Annotated in this window: 2 protein-coding genes; one reads left to right on the top strand and one right to left on the bottom strand. The window is 60.1% G+C overall.

Going from position 1 to position 724, the window contains the following annotated elements; genetic code table 11:
- Window positions 1–200, bottom strand: a 200-nt coding sequence (locus tag RZA33_RS19320; protein WP_322976228.1) for a hypothetical protein, incomplete at its 3' end; no start/stop codon positions are given.
- A 46-nt stretch (window positions 201–246) separates the two neighbouring features.
- Here RZA33_RS19320 and RZA33_RS19315 point away from each other — a divergent pair.
- Window positions 247–724 (top strand): hypothetical protein (locus RZA33_RS19315; protein WP_317509358.1); only part of this gene is annotated, 478 nt, incomplete at its 3' end.

The raw sequence follows: 724 nt of genomic DNA, 5'->3' as shown, positions 1-724 counted from the left end.
ACCGACGTTGAGTACAACGGGTCATTGATGATTGTCTTGGACCCCGTCTCGTCTGGGTATGTTGGTCTCCTTCCCGTGTCGGCGTCCGTAGCATCCAATGCGCTGACCTGCACGCTGTCGCCTACTGCGCTGGCATTCCGCTCTGGAACCCTGAGCAGCGGTGCGGTAACGCCGTTATCGACCGGAATTCTTTCTATCACAGTGCCCTCTGGCGCGACGCTGGGCACTGTGGGCGGCACGCAGGCCATGCTGGCGTTGCTGGTGGCCTATAACGGCGGCACGCCCGTCCTGTGCATTGCGAACGTTGCCGGCGGCTTGGATCTGTCCGAAACGAACCTGATCAGTCCCACGACGATCAGCAGCAGCTCGAACTCGGCGAGCACGATCTACTCGGCATCGGCGGTCTCGGCAAACTCGCCGTATCGCGTTGTCGGCTACGTCAACATCACTGAGTTGACGGCTGGCGCGTGGTCCAGTGGGCCATCTCTGGTGCAGGGCCAGGGTGGCGAAGCCTTCGCTGCGATGCAGTCGATCGGTTTCGGGCAAACCTGGCAAAACGTGACGGGTTCGAGAAGCGCTAGCACTACCTACTACAACACAACCTCGCGCCCTATCGTGGTAAGCATTGCCGCTGCATCCACGGCAAACTCGAACTACGCGCTCACAGTGAACGGTGTTACTGCGTTCTCCACCGGGCAAAACAACACGTCAACCCTTACTGGAG

This window comes from Halovibrio sp. HP20-59, from assembly GCF_033052795.2.
GTDB lineage: Bacteria > Pseudomonadota > Gammaproteobacteria > Pseudomonadales > Halomonadaceae > Vreelandella.
Note: the sequence above shows the minus strand (reverse complement) of the source record. Positions and strands in the feature narration are given on the sequence as shown.